This is a genomic window from Micromonospora sp. NPDC049114 (genome assembly GCF_040648635.1).
Taxonomy (GTDB): domain Bacteria; phylum Actinomycetota; class Actinomycetes; order Mycobacteriales; family Micromonosporaceae; genus Micromonospora.
This window is the reverse complement of sequence record NZ_JBEZEA010000025.1, coordinates 1-22861: the sequence shown is the minus strand read 5'-3', so window position 1 is coordinate 22861 and position 22861 is coordinate 1. Positions and strand designations below refer to the sequence as shown.

17 protein-coding genes are annotated in these 22861 nt (G+C 72.2%); 13 read left to right on the top strand and 4 right to left on the bottom strand.

Translation table 11 applies throughout. The annotated features are described in order from the left end of the window. Positions 1-1522, bottom strand: a 1522-nt coding sequence (locus tag AB0B39_RS32600) for a GTP-binding protein (RefSeq protein WP_357576198.1), incomplete at its 3' end; no start/stop codon positions are given. 133 nt (positions 1523-1655) lie between these two features. On the opposite strand from AB0B39_RS32600, the gene AB0B39_RS32595 reads away from it, so the two are divergent. Together AB0B39_RS32595 and AB0B39_RS32590 are read left to right on the top strand one after the other, a co-directional pair. Next, complete coding sequence (locus AB0B39_RS32595; RefSeq protein ID WP_357576197.1) at positions 1656-3071, top strand: DedA family protein; 1416 nt, start codon at positions 1656-1658, stop codon at positions 3069-3071. 33 nt (positions 3072-3104) lie between these two features. Next, positions 3105-3989 (top strand): lytic transglycosylase domain-containing protein, encoded by an 885-nt coding sequence (locus tag AB0B39_RS32590; RefSeq protein ID WP_234584520.1) that lies wholly within the window; start codon positions 3105-3107, stop codon positions 3987-3989. A gap of 48 nt (positions 3990-4037) precedes the next feature. On the opposite strand, the gene AB0B39_RS32585 is transcribed toward AB0B39_RS32590, so the two are convergent. Beyond that, positions 4038-6164 (bottom strand): efflux RND transporter permease subunit, encoded by a 2127-nt coding sequence (locus AB0B39_RS32585; RefSeq protein WP_357498962.1) that lies wholly within the window; start codon positions 6162-6164, stop codon positions 4038-4040. A 136-nt stretch (positions 6165-6300) separates the two neighbouring features. Between AB0B39_RS32585 and AB0B39_RS32580 the strand changes: the two genes are divergently transcribed. From AB0B39_RS32580 to AB0B39_RS32560, 5 genes are all read left to right on the top strand, one after another. Next, entirely contained in the window at positions 6301-6816 is a 516-nt protein-coding gene (locus AB0B39_RS32580) for a MarR family transcriptional regulator (protein WP_234584518.1), read from the top strand. Positions 6817-6818: 2 nt separating this feature from the next. After that, positions 6819-8498: a CocE/NonD family hydrolase gene (locus AB0B39_RS32575; RefSeq protein WP_357576196.1), complete on the top strand. Its 1680-nt coding sequence runs from the start codon at positions 6819-6821 to the stop codon at positions 8496-8498. A gap of 162 nt (positions 8499-8660) precedes the next feature. After that, entirely contained in the window at positions 8661-9539 is an 879-nt protein-coding gene (locus tag AB0B39_RS32570; protein WP_357498959.1) for a hypothetical protein, read from the top strand. Positions 9540-9662: 123 nt separating this feature from the next. After that, positions 9663-10238: a metalloregulator ArsR/SmtB family transcription factor gene (locus AB0B39_RS32565; RefSeq protein WP_357576195.1), complete on the top strand. Its 576-nt coding sequence runs from the start codon at positions 9663-9665 to the stop codon at positions 10236-10238. Then, entirely contained in the window at positions 10235-11515 is a 1281-nt protein-coding gene (locus AB0B39_RS32560) for an MFS transporter (RefSeq protein WP_357576194.1), read from the top strand. The genes AB0B39_RS32565 and AB0B39_RS32560 overlap by 4 nt, the downstream gene beginning before the upstream one ends. A gap of 48 nt (positions 11516-11563) precedes the next feature. Here the strand turns inward: AB0B39_RS32560 and AB0B39_RS32555 are convergent, their stop codons facing one another. Continuing rightward, positions 11564-11767 (bottom strand): cold-shock protein, encoded by a 204-nt coding sequence (locus tag AB0B39_RS32555; RefSeq protein ID WP_007072071.1) that lies wholly within the window; start codon positions 11765-11767, stop codon positions 11564-11566. 183 nt (positions 11768-11950) lie between these two features. On the opposite strand from AB0B39_RS32555, the gene AB0B39_RS32550 reads away from it, so the two are divergent. After that, entirely contained in the window at positions 11951-12646 is a 696-nt protein-coding gene (locus tag AB0B39_RS32550; protein WP_357576193.1) for a 50S ribosomal protein L11 methyltransferase, read from the top strand. Positions 12647-12746: 100 nt separating this feature from the next. Further along, a complete protein-coding gene (locus AB0B39_RS32545) occupies positions 12747-13355 on the top strand; it encodes a VTT domain-containing protein (RefSeq protein WP_357576192.1) in 609 nt (202 codons plus the stop codon). A gap of 187 nt (positions 13356-13542) precedes the next feature. Here the strand turns inward: AB0B39_RS32545 and AB0B39_RS32540 are convergent, their stop codons facing one another. Continuing rightward, entirely contained in the window at positions 13543-14196 is a 654-nt protein-coding gene (locus tag AB0B39_RS32540; RefSeq protein WP_357576191.1) for an MBL fold metallo-hydrolase, read from the bottom strand. Positions 14197-14630: 434 nt separating this feature from the next. Here AB0B39_RS32540 and rsgA point away from each other — a divergent pair, with 434 nt between their 5' ends. From rsgA to uvrC, 4 genes are all read left to right on the top strand, one after another. Further along, the gene (gene rsgA, locus AB0B39_RS32535) at positions 14631-15701 is read left to right on the top strand and encodes a ribosome small subunit-dependent GTPase A (RefSeq protein WP_357498949.1); all 1071 of its coding nucleotides are present in this window, start codon (positions 14631-14633) and stop codon (positions 15699-15701) included. A 180-nt stretch (positions 15702-15881) separates the two neighbouring features. Then, on the top strand, positions 15882-18827 hold the full coding sequence (gene uvrA / locus AB0B39_RS32530) for an excinuclease ABC subunit UvrA (RefSeq protein ID WP_357498947.1): 2946 nt from the start codon (positions 15882-15884) through the stop codon (positions 18825-18827). Positions 18828-19076: 249 nt separating this feature from the next. Continuing rightward, positions 19077-19562 (top strand): Rieske (2Fe-2S) protein, encoded by a 486-nt coding sequence (locus tag AB0B39_RS32525; protein ID WP_234584509.1) that lies wholly within the window; start codon positions 19077-19079, stop codon positions 19560-19562. Between the two features lie 128 nt (positions 19563-19690). Further along, the gene (gene uvrC / locus AB0B39_RS32520; protein WP_357576190.1) at positions 19691-21751 is read left to right on the top strand and encodes an excinuclease ABC subunit UvrC; all 2061 of its coding nucleotides are present in this window, start codon (positions 19691-19693) and stop codon (positions 21749-21751) included. Positions 21752-22861: the final 1110 nt, after the last annotated feature.

Below are 22861 nucleotides of genomic sequence, written 5' to 3'. Positions count from 1 at the left end.
CGGCCCGGTCGGCGACCAGCGAGCCGTTGTTGCGGGTCCGCAGCTCACCGAACCACGGCTCGTACGACTCGAAGACGTGGTGCAGGATGCCGGTGCCCCGGGTGTCGGTGAGGAACTCGGTGCGGAAGCCGATCAGGCCGCGCGCCGGGACCAGCCACTCCATCCGGATCCAGCCGGTGCCGTGGTTGACCAGCTGCTCCATCCGGCCCTTGCGGGTCGCGAGGAGCTGGGTGATCGCGCCCAGGTACTCCTCCGGGGCGTCGATGGTCAACCGCTCGACCGGCTCGCAGGTCTTGCCGTCGATCTCCTTGGTGACGACCTGCGGCTTGCCGACGGTCAGCTCGTAGCTCTCCCGGCGCATCTGCTCGACCAGGATGGCCAGCGCCAGCTCACCACGGCCCTGCACCTCCCAGGCGTCCGGCCGCTCGGTGGGCAGCACCCGCAGCGACACGTTGCCGATCAGCTCCTTGTCGAGCCGGTCCTTGACCATGCGCGCGGTGACCTTGGAGCCCTTGACCCGGCCCACCAGCGGGGACGTGTTGGTGCCGATCGTCATCGAGATGGCCGGCTCGTCGACGGTGATCAGCGGCAGAGCTACCGGGTTCTCCGCGTCGGCGAGGGTCTCACCGATCATGATGTCGGAGATGCCGGCGACCGCGATGATGTCGCCCGGACCGGCCGTCTCGGCCGGCTTGCGCTCCAGGCCCTCGGTCATCAGCATCTCGGAGATGCGAACCCGCTGGGTGCTGCCGTCGGTGCGGCACCAGGCCACCGTCTGGCCCTTGCTGATCGTGCCCTGACGCACCCGGCACAGGGCCAGCCGGCCGAGGAACGGCGAGGCGTCGAGGTTGGTGACGTGCGCCTGAAGCGGAGCGCCATCCTCGTACGCGGGGGCCGGGATGGTGTCCAGCAGGGTGCGGAACAGCGGCTCCAGGGAGGTGCTGTCGTCGGGGACCGAGCCGTCGGCGGGCTGGGTCAGCGAGGCGATGCCGTCCCGGGCGCAGGCGTACACGATCGGGAAGTCGATCTGCTCCTCGTCGGCGTCCAGGTCGAGGAAGAGCTCGTAGGTGTCGTCCACGACCTCCTTGATCCGAGCGTCGGGACGGTCCACCTTGTTGATCACGAGGATGATCGGCATCCGGGCGCGCAGCGCCTTGCGCAGCACGAAGCGGGTCTGCGGAAGCGGGCCCTCGCTGGCGTCGACCAGCAGGACGACACCGTCGACCATGGTCAGGCCGCGCTCGACCTCGCCGCCGAAGTCGGCGTGGCCGGGGGTGTCGATGATGTTGATGGTGACCGGGTCGGAGCCGTCCGCCGGCAGGTAGCGCACGCCGGTGTTCTTGGCCAGGATCGTGATGCCCTTCTCCCGCTCCAGGTCACCCGAGTCCATCACCCGTTCGGTGTTCTCGCCACGGGCACCGTAGGCGCCGGCCTGCCGCAACATGGCGTCGACCAGGGTGGTCTTGCCGTGGTCGACGTGAGCGATGATGGCGACGTTGCGGAGGTCGGTGCGAAGCTGCATACCCTCTATCCTTCCGCCTGCGCTCGCGCAGGCTGCGTCGGGGTCACCCCCAGGTGCCCCTGATCTATGGTGAAACTGCTGTGCCGGTCGTTGCACCGGCTGGCATGCTGGCTCCCGTGTCCCGGGGGCCTGAGTGCACGACCTGCTGACCTGGGTGCAGGGTCTGCCCACCCTGTGGATCTACCTGGTCGCCGCGCTGATCGTGGCGGGCGAGACCGCGGTGATCTTCGGCCTGCTGGTGCCGGGTGAGGCTACCCTGCTGCTCGTCGGCTTCCTCACCTACAACGGTACCTTGCGGCTCGGACCGGCGCTGCTCGCGATGATCGTCTCGGCGTTCGTGGGTGACGCGCTGGCGTTCCGCGCCGGGCGGCGCTTCGGCCCGAAGCTGCGTGCCGGGCTGGGCCACCGGGTCGGGCCCGAGCGGTGGCGCCGGGCCGACGCGATGCTCGCCCGCCTGGGCGGCAGGGGCGTGTTCGCGGCGCGCTGGGTGGCCTTCGCCCGCACCCTGGTGCCCCGGCTGGCCGGATCCGCAGGCATGTCGTACCGGCGGTTCGCGCCGTGGAACCTGGCCGGCATCGTCACCTGGGTCGGCGGTTCGGTGCTGCTCGGCCACCTCGCCGGTGAGTCGTACGACACGGTCTCGCGACTGCTCGGCCGTGCCACCGGCGCGGCACTGGCGTTGCTGGCGGGGCTGCTGGGGGTGGTGCTCGCCGGGCGGTGGCTCGGCCGCAACCCCGACCCGGTACGCGCGCTGCTGTCCCGGGCCGCCGCGCTGCCGCCGGTGCGCTGGCTCAGCGCCCGTTACGGCGTGCTGTTCTTCCTGGTGGCCATGCGGATCGGGCCGGCCTGGACGCTGCTGCTCAACCTGGCCGCCGGGCTGCTGCTGCTCTTCGCCGCAGGACTGGCCATCGCCGGTCTGCTCGCTGTCGTGGTGCGCAACAGCGGGCTGGCGGCGCTCGACGGGGCCATCGGGGCCTGGTTCACCGCCCGCCGCACCCCGGACGCCGCCGACGCCACACTTGTCGTGGTGTCGCTGGTACGCGGGTGGGTGCTGATCGTGCTGGTGGCAGTGGTGGCGGCGGTGCTGGCGTGGCGGAACCGGCCGTGGCGCACGGATCTGCTCAGTGTGGTCGGCACCGTGGGCGCGTTCGTGCCACTGGTGGTGCTGGCCGTGGTGGCCGAGTTGACCTCGACGCCCGGTGGCGGTCCGGGTGGGCACGAGGCCGTTCCGTTCTCGACGCAGAACGCCGTGGTCGCGGCGAGCCTGTGCACCCTGGCGTGGCTGGTGTCGCGCAGCGCGCGGTGGCCGGTGGCGGTGGCCGCGTGGACGGCCGCCGCCGCGGGCGTGCTGGGGGTGGCGGCGGCACGGCTCTACCTCGGTCTGGAGACGGCGAGCGGTACGGCGGCGGCGGTGCTGCTGGGTGTGCTGTGGACTGTGGTGTTCCTGGTCGCTTGGGCCACCAGGGACCGGGCGGTGGGAAACCGGGAGCGGCCGGTAGGTCACGCCCGACCGTCGAAGGGGCACCGCCGGCCCGTCGAACCTTGCTAATCTGCGGCGACTGTCTGACGGGGGAGGACCACCATGCGTCAACGAACCGGTCGGCTGGGCGCGCTCGTGCTCGCCGGCCTGCTGCTCGCGGGCGGGGCGGTCGGTTGCGCGGGCAAGGGGCAACGTCCCCAGGACCAGGCCGCGGCTCCGGTCTCGGTCACCGAGGCGCCGACCGACGAGCCGGTCGACGAGCCGGTCGAGGAACCGAGCCCCTCGCCGAGCGCCGTGGCGGCCATGGGCGCCGCCCCGAGCCGCAGCGCCTCGGCCTCCCCGACGCCCGCGAAGAAGCCGACCCGCACGACGGCGGCCCCGAAGCCGCGCGCGGTTGCCAAGCCGCCCACCGAGACGCAGGTTCCGCCGGCGCCACCGAAACCCGCCCCCTCGTCCTGCAAGCCCAGCTACAAGGGCACCCAGGCGAGCCGCGCCGACGTGAAGGCGGCGCTCACCGACGCCGCCAACCGCACCTACTGGCCCAGCTCGGCGCCGGAGCTCAAGATCCCGCTCAACCTGGTCAAGGCGACCGCCTGGCAGGAGAGCGGCTGGCAGTCCAACATCTACGCCTGCGACGGCGGCGTCGGGCTGATGCAGGTGATGCCGGCCACCGCCACCTGGATGAACCAGCGGTTCGAGCAGAGCTACGCCATCGCCGACTACCGGGACAACGCGTACCTGGGGGCCAACTACCTGGCCTGGCTGACCAAGTACATCGGCGACATGTACTTCGAGTCCGACTTCCGCCTCGACGCGGACCTGTGCACCGCGGAGCTCGACTCCTGCCTGCTCAACGCCGTCATCTCCGCGTACAACTTCGGGCACGGAGCGGTGGCGCAGGAGGGCAAGCCCCTCGCCATCCCCAACCCGTCGTACGTGCGTAACGTGCGGGCGTTGATGACCGAGTGCGTCTGCCTGGGGTACTGAAAACCACGAAAAGGGGCGGGGGTGGCCCCCGCCCCTTTTCCGTGCGCGTCAGTCGCCGGCGGCCACCGGCTCCCGCGTCGCCGGGGCGTCGACGCCCGGGTCGGCCTCGACGCGGCCCGGCCACCAGAAGCGGTCCCCGAGCAGGAACGCCAGCGCCGGCACCAGCACCGTACGGACTAGCAGGGTGTCCAGCAGGACGCCGATGCAGACGATGATGCCGATCTGCGTGAGCGTGATCAGCGGCAGCACGCCGAGCACGGCGAACACCGCTGCGAGCAGCACACCGGCGCTGGTGATCACACCTCCGGTGACCCGCAACGCGGACAGCATCCCGTCGCGGGTGCCCGCGCTGCGGGCGTCCTCCCGGGCGCGGGTGACCAGGAAGATGTTGTAGTCCACGCCGAGGGCGACCAGGAACACGAAGGCCAGCAGCAGCACGCCGCTGTCGAGCGCCGGGAAGCCGAGCACGTGGTCGAAGAGCAGCCACGCCGCGCCGAGGCTGGCGAAGAACGACGCGATCACGGTGAGCACCAGCAGCACCGGTGCCAGCAGACCCCGCAGCAGCAGCACGAGCACCGCGCCGACGAGCAGCAGGATGATCGGCAGGATCAGCCGCAGGTCACGGTCGTTGGCCTGCTCGGAGTCGTACGTGGCGGCCACCGAACCACCGACGATCGCCCCGTCGGGCGCGTCGGCACCCGCGGCGGCCGGGGGAGCGGAGTCGGGAACGGCGGCTACCGCGTCGCGCAGCGCCTCGATCGTGCGGTCCGAGGCGGTCGTGCCGGGCTCGGCCTCCAGCACCACGTCGACCTGGGCGACGGCCTCGCCGGCGTCGCCGGGACGCGCCGAGGCGACGCCGGGGACGGCGGTGGCGGCGTCGGTGACCGACCGCACGGCTGCCGGGGTGGTGAGCACGGCCACCGGTTGGGTGCTGCCGGCGGGGAACGCCCGCGCCAGGGTCTGCGCGCCGGTCACCGCCTCGGGCTCGGCCCGGAACTGCTCGGTCTCGGACAGGCCGGTGCGGATCCCCAGCCCACCGAGGGCCAGACCGCCGAGCAGCATGGTGGCCAACACCGCGACGACCACCGGACGGCGTTGCACGGCGCCGCCGAGCCGACCCCAGAGCCGGCCCTCGCGCACCGGGCCGCCGACCCGGGGTACGAACGGCCAGAACAGGCCGCGACCGAAGAGCACCAGCACGGCGGGGAGCACGAACAGGGCCGAGAGCATGGCGAAGACCACACCTGTGGCGCAGGCCACGGCCAGCGCCCGGTTCGTCTCCTGCTCGCTGAGCAGCAGGGTGAGCACACCGAGCACCACGGTGCCGCCGCTGGCCAGGATGGGCTCGGCGGTACGCCGCAGCGCGGCGCGCATCGCCGCGAAGCGGTTCTCCTCGCGCCGCAGTTCCTCCCGGTAGCGGGCGATGAGCAGCAGCGCGTAGTCGGTGGCGGCACCGAAGACCAGCACGCTGGCGATGCCGGTGACCTGGCCCTGCTGGAGGTTGATGCCGACGGCCGGCACGATCGTGTCCACCGCGCGCAGGGTGAGCTGTTCGGTGGCCGCGACCACGACCAGCGGCACGATCCACAGGAACGGACTGCGGTACGTGATCAGCAGCAGCAACGCGACAACGGCGGCGGTCACCGCGAGCAGGGTGACGTCGGCGCCCTCGAAGACCGACGACAGGTCGGCGGTGAAGGCGGGGGAGCCGGTGACCTCGACGGCCAGCCCGTCGGGCAGGTCCCCGAGCGTGTCGCGCAGCTGGGTGACGCTCTCGGTGACTTTCTCCTGACCCCCGGCGGTGTCTAACGGCACGGCGACGAGCGCGACGGTGCCGTCCGGGGAGACCTGCGCGGGGCTGACCTGACCGCCGACCGCGAAGCGACCCAGGTCGCCGGAGCGGGCGGCGAGGGTGGCCCGGTCGGCCTCGCTCAGCGCGCCGCCGTCGCTGCGGCTGACGACCACGATGGCCGGCTGGACGTCGCTGGAGGGCAGCTGGTCCTGCAGGCGCTGCACCTGGGTCGACTCCCACTGCACCGACAGGCCGGTGGACGAGACGGGTGCCGGGTTGTCCGGTCGGGGTATCCCGAAGACGACCGCGCCGACGACGAGCGCGGCGGCCACGGTGAGCCAGGCGGCCAGCCGCCCGCGCGCGACCCTGGTGAAGAAAGACATCGGGGACCCCTAAAATCCTTCGAGAGTCGAGTATCTTGATAAGCGAGATTATCGGCGGTTGTTCTATGCTGCAACCCGGGACCGGCAACCCGGGACCGACGACGGGGGGAAACGGCGCGAGGTGGCGACTCACGGCATGTACCGGCGGCGCGACACGCGCCGCGACCAGCTGGTCGCGGAGATCACCAACAACCTCCGGCGGTACTCGGTGGACGCCCAGCAGGTCGGCCACGCCTTCGCCAACCTGCACGGGCTCAACCCGACCGACCTGAACGCGCTGATCGCGGTCATGGACGCCGAGATGTTCGGTGACCCGATCACCCCTGGCCGCCTCGGCGAGCAGCTCAACCTGTCGTCCGGCTCGGTCACCGCCCTGATCGACCGGCTGGAACGGGCCGGGCACATCCGCCGGGACCGGGACACCGTCGACCGGCGCAAGGTGCTGCTGCACTACGCCGACCAGGGCGCCGCGCTGGCCATGGAGTTCTTCCGGCCGCTGGGCGCCCGCACCGACACGGTGATGGACCGCTTCAGCGAGGACGAGCTGGAGGTGGTGCACCGGTTCCTGGCGGAGATGGGCGAGGCGCTGCGGGGGCACCGCGACGCCGTCCGCGCCACCCGGCCCGAACCGTCCCGCCGGACGACGGCCTGAGCGTGCCGGGCCGGCTCGTCGCCCGTCTCGCCGCCGCCGCGCTGCGGCTGCCCGCCGTGCGTCCCGTCCCGGTGCGGGTCGCCCGCGACATCCCGGTCCGGGCGCGTGACGGCGTCGTGCTGCGGACCGACCACTACGCCCCGGGGGACCGGTCCGCGCCGACCGTGCTGATCCGCACCCCGTACGGGCGGGGCGGGCCGTTGCGGCTGCTCGGCCGGTTGCTCGCGGCGCGCGGTCGACACGCGGTGATCCAGTCCTGCCGGGGTACCGGCGGCTCCGGTGGCACGTTCGCGCCGCTGGTGCACGAGCGCGACGACGGGGTGGACACCCTCAACTGGCTGCGCCGCCAGTCCTGGTGGTCCGGGGCGCTCGGCATGTTCGGCGTCAGCTACCAGGGCTTCGCCCAGTGGGCGCTGGCCGCCGACGCCGGCGAGGACCTGCGTGCGATGGTCGCGGTGGTGACCGCGTCGTCCACCCGGGACTCGACGTACGCGGGGGAGTCGTTCGCCCTGGACACCGTGCTCACCTGGGCCGAGCTGCTGCACGCCCAGACCGTGCCGAGGCTGGCCCGCCAGTGGGAACTCAAGCGCGGGCAGCCCCGCCTGGCGGCCGCGCTGGACCACCTGCCGCTGGCCGGAGCGGACCGGGTCGCCACCGGCGTCACGATTCCGTTCTTCCAGGAGTGGCTGCGCCACCACGATCCCGACGCCGCGTACTGGAAGAACCGGGTCTTCGCCGACCGGGTGGCCCGGGTGCGCGCACCCGTGGTCATGGTCACCGGCTGGCACGACATCTTCCTGCCGGCCCAGCTCGACGACCACGCCACCCTGCGCGCCGCGGGCGCCCGGCCGCGGCTGGTGATCGGCCCGTGGACGCACGGCAGCCCCGGCCTCTTCGTCGCCGCGCTGCGCGAGGGGCTGATCTGGCTGGACGAGCACCTGGCCGGGTCCGCCGCCGACGGGCGGCCGCCCACCGAGGGGTCCGGCGGGGCGCCGGTCCGGTTGCACGTGGGCGGTGCCGACGGCGGCTGGCGGGACCTGCCGGACTGGCCGCCACCGGCCACCGACACCCCATGGCACCTGCACGCCGGCGGCGAGCTGGCGACCCGCCCGCCGAACCCCTCGGCGCCGGACGAGTTCCGGTACGACCCGGCCGACCCCACCCCGTCGCTCGGTGGCCCCCTGTTGGTCGCCAAGCGGGCCGGTCCGGTGGACAACCGGCACGTCGAGGCCCGACCCGACGTCCTGACGTACACCAGCGCTCCGCTCACCGAAGCGGTCGAGGTGATCGGCGCCGTACGCGCGGAGATCCACGTCCGTAGCGAGCTCGCGTACCTGGACGTCTACGTCCGACTGTGCGATGTGGACCGGCGCGGGCGCTCGGTCAACGTGTGCGACGGACTGGTCCGGGTCGCGCCCGGACGGTTCGCCGCCGACGGGTCCGGGGCGCTGCGGGTATCGGTGCCGCTCTGGCCGACCGCGTACCGGTTCGCGGCCGGGCACCGACTACGCGTTCAGGTCGCCGGCGGCGCCCACCCGCGCTGGGCGCGCAACCCGGGCAGCGGCGAACCCCTCGGCACGGCCGTGACGCTGCGTGCCGGCTGGCGGCAGGTCCTGCATGATCCGGCGCACCCCTCGGCGCTGTGGCTGCCGATCGTCCACACTGCCCCGCGCAGCATCTGAAACGAACAGACCCCCTCTGAGCTGGGCATTCATATTTTTTGCGGGCTATGGTTGGGTCAACGCCCGGCGCCGTGCACCAGTAGGCCGGGCTCGCCTGAAGCCCAGCACCGCGTACGCGGTGTGACGTCGTGCCCGGCCCCCGTCAATTGGAAGGGGGGCCCCATGACCCGGGCTCCGGCGAACCTGTTGGCCGTCCGAAGTCTCCTTCTCACCCACCTCAACGTCGACCCGAAAACCGTCCGCGACGCCGACCTGGAACCGGCGGAGGTCGGGATCGTCGGCGACCCGGCCCACCGGGGCGGCTACCACTGCGGATCGGACCGGGTGGTGACCAACGACTACTCCGTGGTGGAGTCGTCGCGGGACCGCAACGGCCTGACCCTCGACGCGGCGGCGCTCGACGTCGGCGGCTTCTCGGTCCGTTCCGGCGGACGTACGCACACCCTGCCCAGCTTCTCTCTCTGGTGTGTGGGCCAGTGCGCCGCGAACGCTGCGGACACCCGGGACATCCGCGAGATCATCTACAGCCCCGACGGCACGACGGTGAAGCGGTGGGACCGCCTCGGCAAGCGCACCAGCGGCGACAGCTCGCACCGCTGGCACACCCACTTCAGCTTCTTCCGCGACGCCATCAAGGCCGGTCGCGACCAGCGGCCACTGTTCCGCCGCTACCTGACCAGCATCGGCCTCATCGAGGTCGCCCCGACCCCACCCATGGAGGACCCAGAGATGGAACTCAGCGACCGACTCAAGCGGGACACGGGCCGCCCGCAGCGCACCGTCGACGACGTCCTGGCGGACCTGTCGAACCTGCGGAATTGGCTCGTGTCCGCGCCGAACTCGCCGGGCGTGGTCGATGGCCCAGCGCCGAACTCTCCGCTGGCCGCGCTCCTCGCCGCCGCCGGGCGGCCGGCGGTCGACGTGCCGGCGCTCGCCACGGAGGTGCTCCGGGTGCTCACCCCGCAGGCCATCGCCGACGCGATCCCGTCGAGCCTCGCCAAGGAGGTCGCCGACGAGCTGGCCCGCCGGCTCGTCGCCTGAGTCGGAGGCGGCCCGTCCCCACCGGGCCGCCTCTCTTCGGGGGCATCCGCAACGGCTGTTGAGCAATAGCGGTTGCGCAATAGCGGTTGCGCAATAGCTGTTGCGGATGTGATGCTGGGTCTCGTGGAGAACCCCGACGTACGCCTGGTCACCGACTCGCGAGTCCTGGCCGCCATGGCCCACCCCCTGCGCCGCCGACTGATGGACGTGCTCAAGGTGCACGGCCCGTCGACCGTCGGGCTGCTCGCCGAGCGCACCGACCAGGCCCCCGCCAACGTCAGCCACCACCTCAAGGTGCTCGCCGCCGCCGACCTCGTCACCGAGGCTCCCGAGCTGGCCCGGGACCGCCGCGAACGGTGGTGGCAGCTCGTCAGCCGGGGAGTGCGCTGGTCCACCACCGACTTCGACGCCGACCCGGCGGCCCGGGCCGTCGCCGACGCCGCCACCTCACTCAATCTGGACCGGCACGTCGCGCTGGCCCGCGCCTGGCACGCCAGCGACGAGTCGGCGCAGGCCGCCTGGGCCGACGCGCCGTTCTCGACGGACAAGTGGCTGCACCTCACGCCCGAGGAACTGGACGAGCTGAGCCGCGAGATGATCGGCCTGCTGGATCGCTGGGCCGCCCGGCCACTGCCCGACGACGGCCGCGAACGGCAACCCGTGTTCGTGTTCGTCCACGGCGTACCGGCCCGGCCGTGACCGCGGCCACCCGCACCGATCCGAGCCCGGTCCGACCGGCCGGCGGGCTGCTGCGGCACCGCGACTTCCGCCTGCTCTGGGCCGGGCAGACGGTCAGCAGCATCGGCAGCAACGTCACCACCGTCGCGCTGCCCCTGGTGGCGGTCGCCGTGCTCGACGCCGGCACCTTCCAGGTGGCGGTCCTCACCGCCGCGGCCTGGCTGCCCTGGCTGCTGATCGGCCTCCCGGCCGGCGCGTGGGTGGACCGGCTGCCACGCCGGCCCCTGATGGTCATCTGCGACCTGCTCTGCGCCCTGGCCTTCCTCAGCGTGCCGGTGGCCGCCGCCCTGGGCCGCCTCACCGTCGCGCAGTTGCTGCTGGTGGCGCTCGGCGCCGGCACCGCGCGGGTCTTCTTCGAGACCGCCGACCAGGTCTACCTGCCGGTGCTGCTGCGGCCCGAGCAACTGCCCGAGGGAAACGCGAAACTGCAGGCCACCCAGACCGTGAGCTACGTCGTCGGGCCCGGCATCGCGGGCCTGATCGCCCAGGTCACCGGGGCGGTCGCCGCGTTGCTGCTGGACGCGCTCACGTTCCTGTTCTCGGCGGTCCTCCTGTTGCGCATCCGCACCGCCGAGCCGCGCCCCGACCGGCCGGACCGGTCCCGCTCGCTGCGGCGGGACATCGGCGAGGGACTGCGCTTCGTCATTCGCGACCCGTACCTGCGGGTGCTGACGGTCTTCGGCGCGGCCAGCAACATCGGTCTGACCGGCTACCAGGCGGTCCTGGTGGTGTTCCTGGTGCGTGAGCTACGGCTCGCACCCGGCCTGGTGGGCGTGTTGGTCGGCGTGATGAGCGTCGGGGGGATCATCGGCGCGCTGCTCGCCACCGCCCTGGCCCGCCGGTGTGGCACCGCGCGCGCCATGCTGATCGGGGCAGCGCTCACCGGCCCGCCCGCCCTGCTCATCCCGTTGGCCGCACCCGGCGTCGGGCTGGTCTGGCCGGCCCTCGGTGGCGTGCTGATCGGCCTCGGAGTGGCCATCGGTAACGTGGTCAAGGGCGCGTTCCGGCAGACGTACACGCCGCACCACCTGCTCGGCCGCGTGACGGTGAGCATGCACCTGCTCAACTTCGGTGCCATCCCGCTGGCGGCCGTGCTGGCCGGAGCCCTCGGCGCCCGCTACGGCGTCGGCACGGCAATCGGCGTGATGACCGCCTGGTTGGCGATCACCCCGCTGATCCTGCTGCTTGGACCGCTCCGGTGGCGGCGGGACCTGCCCGCCGCCCCGGCAGCGTCTTGAGTGCACTGCGACGGCGGCCGGGAACCGACCGCCGTCACCGGCACGGAGCTACATCGGGCGGACGTTGTCCGCCTGCGGGCCCTTCTGCCCCTGGGTCACCTCGAACTCGACCTTCTGGCCCTCGTTGAGCTCCCGGTAACCGCTCGTCGCGATGGCGGAGTAGTGGACGAACACGTCCGGCCCTCCACCATCCTGCTCGATGAAGCCGAAGCCCTTTTCCGAGTTGAACCACTTAACCGTGCCGGTTGCCATGCATCTCTCCCTGTTCAAAGCGGCGGACCACCGGCCCGTGGCCGATGGTCGCCCGTACCTGTTCGACAGTAACGGGCGAAACCCCGATCTGCCGGCCGAAGTGCCGTAGGTGTTTACTCGAACTCAGATGAACTCTGTGCGCGCCGGCACGCGAAAGCCGCCCCGACCACCCTCCGCTACGGCATGCTTGCGGCGATGAGGGGTGCCGCAGCCACCGCGCTGTCCGAGCTGGAGCGCGAGATCGACGCGCCCGGAACCGGCCTGGACCGGCTCCACCTGGTGCCCACCCCGTTCGTCCCGGAGGTGCGGCTGCACCTCGCCGAGGACGCGATCGTCTGGTGGGCCCGGATGGAGGCGCTCGCCGGTCACGCTCTGCCACCGCCGTTCTGGGCCTCCGCCTGGGCCGGCGGCCAGGCCCTGGCCCGACATCTGCTGGACCACCCGGAGCTGGCCGCCGGACGCCGCGTCCTCGACCTCGCCGCCGGCTCGGGTCTGGTGGCCATCGCCGCCGCGCTGGCCGGCGCCGCCGACGTCGTCGCCAACGACATCGACCCGTACGCCGTGGCGGCCATCACCGTCAACGCGCGCGCCAACCGGGTCACCGTCGACGCCAGCGGGGACGACCTGCTCGACAACGTCGGCGTCGACGCGGACCTGGTGGTCGCCGGGGACGTCTTCTACAGCCGCCCGATGGCCGAGAGGATGCTGCCGTTCCTACGACGGGCCGTCGCCTCCGGCGCCGAGGTGCTCATCGGGGACCCCGGCCGGGAACACCTGCCCGAGGACGGGCTGCGGCTGCTGACCGACTATCCGGTGCCCACCACCGAGCCGTCGGTGGACTCGTCGCTGCGCCGGGTGCAGGTGCTGCGACCCGCGTGACGCGCGGGTCCCTCAGGGGCGACCCCGAGGCCGATACCAGGGGACCCTGGGGGCTGCGACCTGATGTCCACCGTGGTCCGGCGGCCATAGCGTACGAGGCATGACGCAATGGCTGGCCCAGGTCGGAGAACTGCCCATCCTCGTGCTGATGGGCGCGCTCGGGCTGGTCATGCTCTTCGACGCCGTACCGTTGCTGGGTGTGCTGATCCCCGGCGACGTGGCAATCCTGGCCGCCGTCGGGGTGGGCCGCCCGGCCACCGGGCTGGCCACCTTCGCCGCGGTGCTGGCCGGCTGCCTGGCCGGCTGGTCGCTGAGTTTCCTGGTCGGTCGCCGCTACGCCGAACGGCTGCGCCACAGCCGGATCGGGAGCTGGATCGGTGAGGCGCGCTGGAGCGCGGCGGAGGGAATCCTCAACCACGGCGGTGGCCGGATGATGGTTGTCGCGCCGTTCCTGCCGGTGTTCAACGCGCTGCTGCCGCTGGCCGCCGGCGGGCTGCGGATGTCGTACCGCCGGTTCCTCGGCTGCGCGACCCTCGGCGCGGCGGCCTGGGCCGGTCTCTACCTGGCGCTGGGCACCGCGTCGCGGTCGCTGGCCGGGCTGCTGCCGGGGGCGCCGAGCCCGCTGCTGGTGACCATGGGGGTGGGGCTGGCGCTGGCGTTCGTCATGTTGGTGGGGGCGCGGCGGCGGTTCTCCGCTCTTGCTGGTTGAGCCGTGGTTGCGGTGCGGGGGCGGGGGCCTGCCGTGCCCGGCTCCGGGCGGTCAGGCTTGATCCCTGCGCCGGGCACGGCAGGCCCCCGCCCCGTCGTGGGGGCGGTTCGTCCGGTGGTGCCGCGATTCGACTGTGGGTTGGATCTTCAGTGGTGTTCGGTCAGCGTTGGGTGATCATCGCTCGGGGTTACCAGCCTCGGGCTCGCCACTGGGGGAGGGCTGGGCGTTCTGCTCCCAGGGTGCTGTCCTTGCCGTGGCCGGGGTAGAACCAGGTGTCGTCCGGCAGCTGGTCGAACAGCTTGTGCTCGACGTCGTCGATCAGCGCGGCGAAGCGCTGCGGGTCCTTGTCCGTGTTGCCGACGCCGCCGGGGAAAAGGCTGTCGCCGGTGAACAGGTGGGCGGTACCGGCCGGGTCGCGGTAGAGCAGCGCGATCGAACCCGGCGTGTGGCCCTTGATGTGGATGACCTCCAGCGCGCAGTCACCGACCGCCACGCTGTCGCCGTCGGCCAACCGCTCCGCCTCGATCGGCAGCCCCGCCGCGTCGTCGACGTGCACGAGCGCCCGCGCGCCGGTCTTGGCGACCACCTCCTCCAACGCCACCCAGTGGTCCATGTGCTGGTGTGTGGTCACCACGGCGGCCAGACCGCCGTCGCCGATCAGCTCCAGCAGCCGGGGCGCCTCGTTGGCGGCGTCGATCAACACCTGGTCGCCGGTGCCGGTGCAGCGCAGCAGGTACGCGTTGTTGTCCATCGGGCCCACCGACAGCTTGCTGATGGTGAGCCCGTCCAACTCCCGTACCGCCGGCGGGCCGCCGTGGGTGACATCTCCGCTGTAGGTCATGACGTGTCCAGATCCGTTCCGGTGAAGTAGGCAGGGGTCCGTCGGGGTTGACGGCGAGCGTGGTCCACGCCTCGACCGGCACGGCCGCGAGCGCTCCGGCGGACCGGTGTGCGGTGCGCCGCGGGTCGTCGAGGAGCGCGACAGGCGACCGGCCTGCGCCGGCGTCGGTGCCCGCCGCCCAGGCCGTCGCCGGTACGCGGCGGTCGGGTGGTGGTGTCGTCCGCCGCGCCCTGAGGCGGCAGCGGATCCGTGGTCACGCGTCGACCCTAGCCGCCCCGCGCCGCGCCGTCGTCGCGGAAATCGCTTTCGGCGCGTCGTCGCGCGCCCTACCGTCGGGCTCACAAGCGGCACCGGGACGTCGGACGGAGGTGGTGTTCATGCCGGACGTGACACGCGTGTTCCGCCATCACCAGCTCGACACCGATGAGGATGCCATGACTATCGATCTGACCGCCCTCGGCTGGGACGCCGACCGGGCGACGTACGCCGGCCGGCGCGGCGAGCACCACCCCGGCCGGGTGGCCCGGGTGGACCGGGGGGTCTGCACCGTGCTCACCGCCGCCGGCCCGGTCCGGGCCAGCCTCGGCCCCTCCGTGCTGGCCGCCGCCGCCCAGGACCCTTCGGCACTGCCCTGCGCGGGGGACTGGGTGCTGCTCACGCACTGGCCGGACCGCCGGATCACCGTGGCGGCCGTGCTGCCCCGGCGGGCCGCGCTGATCCGCCGTACCGCCGGCAAGGACGCCAGCGGCCAGGTGCTGGCCGCCAACCTCGACGCCGCCGCCGTGGTGGAGCCGGTGCACCCGGAGCCGGACGTCGGCCGCATCGAGCGGCTGCTGTCCCTGGTCCACGAGTCCGGGGCCCGGCCGCTCGTGGTGCTGACGAAGGCCGACCTCGCGGCCGACCCGGATGCGCTGGCCCGCCAGCTCGCCGTGATCGCCCCCGGTGTGCCGGTGCTGCCGGTCAGCGCCGAGCGGGGCACCGGGCTGGACCCGCTGCGCGCCGAGGTCGCGCCGGGTCGCACGCTGGGGCTGCTCGGGCCGTCCGGCGCGGGCAAGTCGAGCCTGGTCAACGCGCTCGCCGGCGCGGTGATGATGCCGACGCAGGCGATCCGTCGGGTCGACGGCAAGGGCCGGCACACCACCACCTGGCGGGCCCTGGTGCCGATCCCGAACGGGGGCGCCGTGATCGACACACCCGGCGTGCGGGCGGTCGGCCTGCTCGACGGCGTGGCCGGGCTGGACCGGGCGTTCGCCGACATCGCGGGGCTGGCCGAGGGCTGTCGGTACGCCGACTGTCGGCACGACGGTGAACCGGCCTGCGCGGTCCACGACGCGTTGCGGACCGGCGAGCTGTCCACGCGCCGGTGGGAGAGCTGGCGGCGTCTGCAGTCGGAGGTCACCCACGAGAGCCGGCGGCGTGAGGCGCGGCTGGCCGCCGAGCGGCGCGGCGGGTGGCGTTCGGCGCGGCGCAGGGCGGCCCGGCCGCCGTCGCCCGGCGGGTACTGACGGAGGCTCGCGCGTGGTGCGGCCGACCGGGCTGAGCTGGGGGAATGTGCGGGCGGGGGAAACTGTCACACCTCGGGGCTAGAGTTGCCGAGGCGTGTTTTCCGCGCCCGCACGGCCGCTCGAATCCACCCAGAGCGGGACAGATCCTTCGCTTCGTCTTCTCCCGGGAGTACACGCACTGTGGCCGACCGACTGATCATCCGTGGCGCGCGCGAGCACAACCTGCGTGACGTCAGTCTCGACCTGCCCCGGGACGCTCTCATCGTGTTCACCGGGCTGTCCGGGTCGGGCAAGTCGAGCCTGGCCTTCGACACGATCTTCGCCGAGGGGCAGCGGCGCTACGTGGAGTCGCTCTCCTCGTACGCCCGGCAGTTCCTCGGCCAGATGGACAAGCCCGACGTCGACTTCATCGAGGGCCTGAGCCCGGCCGTCTCGATCGACCAGAAGTCCACCTCGCGCAACCCGCGCTCGACAGTCGGCACCATCACCGAGGTCTACGACTACCTGCGCCTGCTCTTCGCCCGCATCGGTGAGCCGCACTGCCCGGTCTGCGGCGAGCGGATCTCCCGGCAGAGCCCGCAGCAGATCGTCGACCGGGTCCTCGCCATGGCCGAGGGCACCAAGTTCATGGTGCTCGCGCCGGTGATCCGCGGTCGCAAGGGCGAGTACGTCGACCTCTTCGCCGAGCTGCAGGCCAAGGGCTACGCCCGCGCCCGCGTCGACGGTGTGGTGCACCCGCTGACCGAGCCGCCGAAGCTCAAGAAGCAGGAGAAGCACACCATCGAGGTGGTGATCGACCGGCTCACCGTCAAGCCGAGCGCCAAGCAGCGGCTGACCGACTCGGTCGAGGCCGCCCTGGGCCTGTCCAGCGGCCTCGTCCTGCTCGACTTCGTCGACCTGCCGGAGGACGACCCGGACCGGGAGCGCCGCTACTCCGAGCACCTGGCCTGCCCCAACGACCACCCGCTGGCCATCGAGGATCTCGAGCCCCGGGTCTTCTCCTTCAACGCGCCGTACGGCGCCTGCCCGGAGTGCACCGGCCTGGGCACCAAGAAGGAGGTCGACCCGGAGCTGCTGGTCCCGGACCCGGAGCGCAGCCTGCGCGAGGGCGCCATCCAGCCCTGGTCCACCGGGCACAACCTGGAATACTTCCTGCGCCTGTTGGAGGCGCTCGGCGAGGCCCAGCACTTCGACGTCGACACCCCGTGGCGGGCGTTGCCGGCGCGGGCGCAGAAGACGATCCTGCACGGCTCCGACGACCAGGTGCACGTGCGCTACCGCAACAAGTACGGTCGCGAGCGCTCCTACTACACCGGCTTCGAGGGCGTGGTGCAGTGGATCGAGCGCCGGCACTCGGACACCGAGTCCGAGTGGTCCCGCGACAAGTACGAGGGCTACATGCGCGACGTGCCGTGCGCGGCCTGCGGCGGCGCACGGCTCAAGCCCGAGGTGCTCGCCGTCACCCTCGCCGGTAAGAGCATCGCCGAGGTCTGCAACCTGTCGGTGGGGGAGTGCGCCGACCTGCTCGCCGGCATCGAGCTGACCGACCGGCAGAAGATGATCGCCGAGCGCGTCCTCAAGGAGATCAACGCCCGGCTGCGCTTCCTGCTCGACGTCGGCCTGGACTACCTCTCGCTGGACCGGCCGGCCGGCACGCTCTCCGGCGGCGAGGCGCAGCGCATCCGGCTGGCCACCCAGATCGGCTCCGGCCTGGTCGGCGTGCTCTACGTGCTCGACGAGCCGTCGATCGGGTTGCACCAGCGCGACAACCACCGGCTGATCGAGACCCTGATCCGGCTGCGCGGTCTGGGCAACACGCTGATCGTGGTGGAGCACGACGAGGACACCATCCGCGTCGCCGACTGGATCGTCGACATCGGGCCCGGCGCCGGCGAGCACGGCGGCAAGATCGTGCACAGCGGCTCGGTGCCGGCCCTGCTGAAGAACAAGGAGTCGATCACCGGTGCGTACCTGTCCGGTCGCCGGTCGATCCCGACACCGACGGGCCGCCGCCCGCAGGATCCGGCCCGCGAGCTGGTGGTGCACGGCGCGCGCGAGCACAACCTGCGCAACCTGAGCGTCTCGTTCCCGCTGGGCCAGCTCATCGCGGTCACCGGGGTCAGCGGCTCGGGCAAGTCGACGCTTGTCAACGACATCCTGTACGCCGTGCTGGCCAACCAGATCAACGGCGCCCGGCTGGTGCCCGGCCGGCACACCCGGGTCTCCGGTCTGGAGCACGTCGACAAGGTCGTCGGCGTGGACCAGTCGCCGATCGGCCGGACCCCGCGCTCCAACCCGGCCACCTACACCGGGGTCTGGGACCACGTCCGCAAGCTCTTCGCCGAGACCACCGAGGCCAAGGTCCGGGGGTACGGGCCGGGCCGGTTCTCGTTCAACGTCAAGGGCGGCCGCTGCGAGGCGTGCTCCGGCGACGGCACCATCAAGATCGAGATGAACTTCCTGCCCGACGTGTACGTCCCCTGCGAGGTCTGCAAGGGCGCCCGGTACAACCGGGAGACCCTGGAGGTGCACTACAAGGGCAAGACCGTCTCGGACGTGCTGGAGATGCCGATCGAGGAGGCCGCCGAGTTCTTCTCCGCCATCCCGGCCATCCACCGGCACCTCAAGACGCTCGTCGACGTCGGCCTGGGCTACGTCCGCCTCGGGCAGCCCGCGCCGACCCTCTCCGGTGGTGAGGCGCAGCGGGTCAAGCTGGCCTCCGAGCTGCAGAAGCGCTCCACCGGGCGGACGGTTTACGTGCTCGACGAGCCGACCACCGGCCTGCACTTCGAGGACATCCGCAAGCTGCTGATGGTGCTGGAGGGCCTGGTCGACAAGGGCAACACGGTGATCACCATCGAGCACAACCTCGATGTGATCAAGACGGCCGACTGGCTGATCGACATGGGTCCGGAGGGCGGCCACCGGGGTGGCATGGTGCTCGCCACCGGCACCCCGGAGGAGGTCGCCGAGGTGCCCGAGAGCCACACCGGCCAGTTCCTGCGCCAGGTGCTCAAGCTCGACGGTGAGGCCAAGGGCGCGGCGGCGGCCACCACCCGCGCCGCCAAGGCCAACGGCACCACCAAGACGCGGGCCAGCCGCAAGGTGCCGGCCGGCGCGCGCTGACCTGGGCCGTCCACGGCGGCGTCGGTCCACCCCTGCTCCGGCAGAGCCGGGGGTGGACCGGGCGCGGCTGTGCGTTCGACGCGTCTACCGCCGTGCTCTCGGGGCCGGCGCGGTTTCGACGCGGTCCTCGTCCCTCGTCCCATTTCCCGGGTCGGCACTGTGCCGCCGTGAACCATCCGGCACAGTTGCCCGTGTGCACAGGTGTGGCCGGCTTTCGGACCGGCGCAGTGGGCGAGAGAGAGGCGAGGCATGAGCGACGATCAGGCGCTGACCGATCCGGGTACGCAGACCCGTCGGGCCCTGCTCACCGGTGTCGGGGCCGTCGGCGCGGCAGTCGTCCTGGCGGCCTGCGGCAGTGACGACGACGGCGGTGGCAGCGGGGCCCCCACCAGTGGCGGCCCGGCGGTGCCCAGCACCGGGGACGCCGGCGGCGGTGATCGGCAGAACGCCCAGTCGCTGGCCACCACCGCCGACATTCCGGTCGGCGGCGGCAAGGTCCTCGCCGCCGAGGGCGTGGTGATCACCCAGCCCTCGGCGGGTCAGTTCAAGGGCTTCAGCCCGATCTGTACGCACCAGAACTGCCCGGTGACGAACGTCGACGGCGGCACGATCAACTGCACCTGCCACGGCAGCAAGTTCTCGATCGAGGACGGCTCGGTGAAGGCCGGCCCGGCCACCAAGCCGCTGCCGCCGAAGGACATCAAGGTGACCGGGGACCAGATCTCCCTCGCCTGACCACTCGATCGACTCGCGTTCGGGGAAGTCGGGGAGTCCGGCGCCCGTCGACGCCCCGACTTCCTCGCACGCCGAGTTGATCTAGCGCTGGGCGTGGTGTGTCGGGGGCGCGGACTAGGCTTGTCGACGTGGCTGACCCCTCGACCTACCGTCCCGCACCCGGCACCATCCCGGAGTCACCGGGGGTCTACCGCTTCCGCGACGGCACCGGCCGGGTGATCTACGTCGGCAAGGCGAAAAACCTGCGCAGCCGGCTCAACTCCTACTTCGGCGACGTGTGGAACCTGCACGAGCGCACCCGGCAGATGGTCACCACCGCCGAATCGGTGGACTGGATCACCGTCGGCACCGAGGTCGAGGCGCTCCAGCAGGAGTTCACCTGGATCAAGCAGTACGACCCCCGGTTCAACGTCCGCTACCGCGACGACAAGTCGTACCCCTATCTCGCCGTCACCCTCGACGAGGAGTACCCGCGACTCCAGGTGATGCGCGGCGCGAAGCGCAAGGGTGTGCGCTACTTCGGCCCGTACTCGCATGCCTGGGCCATCCGGGAGACCCTCGACCTGCTGCTGCGGGTGTTCCCCGCGCGCACCTGCTCGGCCGGTGTGTTCAAGCGGGCCGGCCAGGTGGGTCGTCCCTGCCTGCTGGGCTACATCGGCAAGTGCTCGGCGCCGTGCGTCGGCACGGTCTCCGCCGACGAGCACCGTGCCATCGTCGACGACTTCTGCGACTTCATGGCCGGGCGCACCGACACCATGGTCCGCAAGATCGAGCGCGAGATGACCGAGGCGAGCGAGCAGCTGGAGTTCGAGCGGGCCGCCCGGCTGCGCGACGACGTCGCAGCCCTGCGCCGGGCCATGGAGAAGCAGACCGTGGTCCTCGGCGACGGCACCGACGCCGACGTGGTCGCGTTCGCCGACGACCCGCTTGAGGCGGCCGTACAGGTCTTCCACGTCCGCGACGGCCGGGTCCGCGGCCAGCGCGGCTGGGTGGTGGAGAAGACCGAGGACCTGACCACCGGCGACCTCGTGCACCACTTCTGCACCCAGGTGTACGGCGGCGAGCACGGCGAAGCCGACGTACCCCGCGAACTGCTGGTGCCCGAGTTGCCCGCCGACGCCGACGCGCTGGCCGAGTGGCTCAGCAGCCACCGGGGCAGCCGGGTGTCGCTGCGCGTGCCGCAGCGCGGCGACAAGCGCACCCTCATGGAGACGGTGGAGCGCAACGCCAAGGACGCGCTGGCCCGGCACAAGCTCAAGCGAGCCGGCGACCTGACCACCCGGGGCAAGGCGCTGGACGAGATCAGCGAGGCGCTCGACATGCGCACCTCACCGCTGCGCATCGAGTGCTTCGACATCTCCCAGATCCAGGGCACCGACGTGGTCGCCAGCATGGTGGTCTTCGAGGACGGGCTGCCCCGCAAGAGTGAGTACCGGCGGTTCATCGTGCGGGGTGCCACCGACGACCTGTCCGCCATGTCCGAGGTGCTGCGCCGCCGCTTCGCCCGCTACCTCGACGCGCGGGCCGAGACGGGCGAAGTGGGCGTGGAGTCGGCCGACGACCCGACCGCGCCCGGAGGCGCCACCGATCCACAGGTCGGCATCCTGGTCGACCCGACCACCGGCCGGCCGCGGAAATTCGCGTACCCGCCGCAGCTGGTGGTCGTCGACGGCGGCGCCCCGCAGGTCGCGGCGGCCGCCCAGGCCCTGGCCGATCTGGGCATCGACGACGTCGCGCTGTGCGGCCTCGCCAAGCGGCTGGAGGAGGTGTGGCTCCCCGACGACGAGTTCCCGGTCATCCTTCCGCGCACCTCGGAGGGCCTCTACCTGCTGCAACGGGTCCGCGACGAGGCACACCGCTTCGCCATCACGTTCCACCGCCAGCGTCGCTCGAAGCGGATGACCGAGTCGGCGCTGGACAACGTCCCCGGCCTGGGCGAGGTACGCCGCAAGGCGCTGCTGCGGCACTTCGGCTCGCTGAAGCGGCTCTCCACGGCGACCGTCGAAGAGATCACCGAAGTGCCCGGGGTGGGCCGCCGCACCGCCGAGGCGATCCTGGCCGCCCTCGACAAGGGCCCAAAGGCCGACGACAGCGCCGAGGTGACCCCCAGCGCGGAGGCGACGCCCAGCGCGGAGGCGATCCACAGTGCGGAGGCGATCCGCAGCGCCGAGGCGACGCCCGGCGCGTAAGCGACCCACAGTGCGGAGACGACGCCCAGCGCGGGTGGGACCCACAGCGCGGAAGCGATCCACAGCGCGGAGACGACGCCCGGCGCGTAAGCGACCCACAGTGCGGAGACGACGCCCAGCGCGGGTGTGACCCACAGTGCGGAGACGACGCCCAGCGCGGATGTGACCCACAGCGCGGAAGTGACGCCGAGCGCGGGTGTGACCCACAGCGCGGAGGCGACGCCCAGCGCATAGCCACCCGCGGCGATCCACGCGGTCCTACCCGACCCATCCGGCCGGCCCGGGTGATCGGCGGGCACAATCCGGCCGGCCCGCATGTTCGTGCTCGATCCTGGTTGTAGTGGCCTTGCCCGCGTGGTGAGGGCCCTGTTTCCTGGATCGAGCGCGATCATTTGGTTGGGCGTCTTGCCGCCCCGGGTTGATCGACTCGGGTTCGGCGATGTTGGGGTGTCGCGGGCGTCCGGATACCGCGATATCGGTGAAGTCGAGTGGATCAACCCTGGCGGTGTCGACGCCGGGGTCCCCGTTGGGTGGTTTGTCCGGTGCTGGCGGTGGGCGTGACTCCAAGCCGGTGGCTTGACCCCAAGGTCGCCGTGCGACGGGGTGCCGCCCCCGGCGTCGGACACCACGCACGGCGCGTTTCGGCGGGCATGGTCGTGCTCGATCCGTGGATCCGGCCTGGCCGTGCTCGATCCGTGGATCGGGCCTGGTCGTGCTCGATCCGTGGGTGTAGTGGCCGCGCCCGCGTCGCGAGGGCCGTGTTTCCCCGATCGAGCGCGATCATCCGGTTGGGCGCAGGTCCGCAGGTCCCGTGCGGGGGGTGATCGACTCGTGTTCGGCGATGTCGGGGTATCCCGGGCGTCCGGATACCGCGACATCAGCGAAGTCGAGTCGATCAACCGGCGGGTGGTGGTGGATGTCCGTTTCCGGTGGGTGGTTTGTCAGGTCATGGCGTGGCTGTCCTGTGGTCGGTGGCACTCCGGCGGCGGAATCGGTGACCCGCCGGGGTCGTTACACCTGGCATGCCGCCGCGACCTTCGAGCTAGCGGCGCACCGCAGCCGCCGGGAACACCCCGCCGGCCGCCACGGTTACACCCCCCGCACCGCCAA